The 1,860-nt window shown below is 31.8% G+C and carries 2 protein-coding genes and 1 pseudogene; 2 read left to right on the top strand and 1 reads right to left on the bottom strand.

Going from position 1 to position 1,860, the window contains the following annotated elements; all coding sequences use genetic code 11:
• Positions 1-278: 278 nt before the first annotated feature.
• Positions 279-524 carry a YuzB family protein gene (locus RTL21_RS22220; RefSeq protein WP_312099232.1) on the top strand — a complete coding sequence of 82 codons (246 nt, stop codon included), beginning with the start codon at positions 279-281 and terminating at the stop codon, positions 522-524.
• Between the two features lie 87 nt (positions 525-611).
• Here RTL21_RS22220 and RTL21_RS22215 read toward each other — a convergent pair whose 3' ends face one another.
• Positions 612-1,244 carry a helix-turn-helix transcriptional regulator gene (locus RTL21_RS22215; protein WP_312099231.1) on the bottom strand — a complete coding sequence of 211 codons (633 nt, stop codon included), beginning with the start codon at positions 1,242-1,244 and terminating at the stop codon, positions 612-614.
• Between the two features lie 245 nt (positions 1,245-1,489).
• On the opposite strand from RTL21_RS22215, the pseudogene RTL21_RS22210 reads away from it, so the two are divergent.
• Positions 1,490-1,860 (top strand): annotated as a pseudogene (locus RTL21_RS22210) (superoxide dismutase); the annotation flags it as partial.

Raw genomic sequence — 1,860 nt, 5'->3', positions numbered from 1 at the left:
TATGGTATCATAGGCTTTTTATAAAATGTCCTTTACAAAGGGTACACTTTAGTTTCTTTTCTTGCTTTTTTTTATGGGAAGTGATTAAATAATATATACTTGTTTTTATACTTTGTGGTATAAAAATGGTTGGATAACTTGTCTTTGGAAGTAAATTATTCGGTATAAAATGAATCAAAACATAAGAATTGTTTAACTGTATTATTTAAAGGTGAATCTTCCAAATCACTTCTATTATATATAGTCAAATATAGAAGATAGAAAGGAGAAGCTGAAAGATGGGGATTGTAGTCGTAGAAATTTGTGACGGAAGTTTGATTACAGAAATAGATTTAGAAAAAATATTGGAATCAAAATATCCAGAAGTTGCAGTGATTGAAAGCAGCTGTCTTTCATTTTGTGGAATGTGTGCAAAACGGCCTTATGCAATAGTGAACGGAAAGAGAATTTTTGCTAAAACCACAGAAGAATGCCTCCAATTAATTATGAAACAAATTGAAGTAGAGTTAGCTATTTTTGCATAATATATTTTTTAAAAAGGGAAGTCTTTAAGTGAATTTTGCTTAAGACATCCCTTTTTTTATTGCCTCGATGACTCATGTATCCTTATTTTATGACACAAATTTCACCAAAAATTTACAATGATTATCTCCCTCTGTCCGACAGCATGTTCTGCTAATCGTAGTTGTCCCTAAGACTTTTTTTAGCATTTCTGTTTCACATCGACAGGCTATTTTAAATTCTTTGGCTACTTCTAAAATAGGACAATTGTATTCGGTGATTTCAAAAGTATGGTCGTCCACTTTTGCAAGATCAGCCATATATCCTTTTTCATTTTGAATCTCAATCATTTCCTGCATTTTTTCTGATGGAGTTTTGTCATCCATGCGAGAAATATATTCCTTTGTAAGACGTTCCTCCCGCTTATTGAATAACTGCTGAACCGAATCATCGCCATAGAGATCTTTTACATCATGCAATAAATCAATACTAATTCCTTCGTAGCTTTTCGGGAAAAAATGCTCTGCTCTTTTTGCCAAGGTGAAGTTTTGAATAGGTCGACCCATTGGTTGCTTTATTAGTTCAGACTGGATCAAACCATCTTTTTCTAATATTGTTAAGTGCTTTCGCACGGCCATATGTGTAATTTGCAAGCGGTCTGTAAAATCATTTACTGTTAAAGATCCTTCTTTTTTAAGTAGATGAAGGATTTTATCTTTTGTAGTTTTTGGCGTATTAGTCATCATAAACCTCCATTCTATACTTGGAGAGCAAAGTAAAAGTTAAATAAAAGTGTAGAGAAATTAATTATACCAGATAGTATAAAATGTTGAAAGCAGTTAATGTAAGCGAGATTAGTGAAGTGTAATTTTCGAAAAAATCTAAAAGTGAAGATAAAATAATTGATTTTTTTCTGTCCTTGGTTTATTGTTTAATTATACTTTTTAAACTAATAAGTATAAAAATAAAAATTTTGGAGGAATTACAAATGACTACATATTCATTGCCAGCTTTATCTTATGAATTTAATGCTTTAGAGCCTCATATTGATCAACAAACAATGGAAATCCATTATGGAAAGCATCATCAAACATATGTGAACAATTTAAATACAGCTCTAGAAGGACAGGATGCATTACAAGCAAAATCATTAGAAGAGCTTTTAAGCAATCTTAATGAAGTTCCCGAACAAATTAGAACAGCTGTTAGAAATAACGGCGGCGGCCATTTAAATCATTCTTTATTTTGGGAAGTGATTGCACCAGCTACAGGTGAAAATGCTCCTTCTGGTGAATTAGCAGAAGCAATCAATAAAGCATTCGGAAGCTTTGATGCATTCAAACAAAAATTTACTGCAGC

The sequence above is a fragment of the Niallia sp. genome, from assembly GCF_031978665.1.
Lineage (GTDB): Bacteria > Bacillota > Bacilli > Bacillales > Cytobacillaceae > Niallia.
Note: the sequence above shows the minus strand (reverse complement) of the source record. Positions and strands in the feature narration are given on the sequence as shown.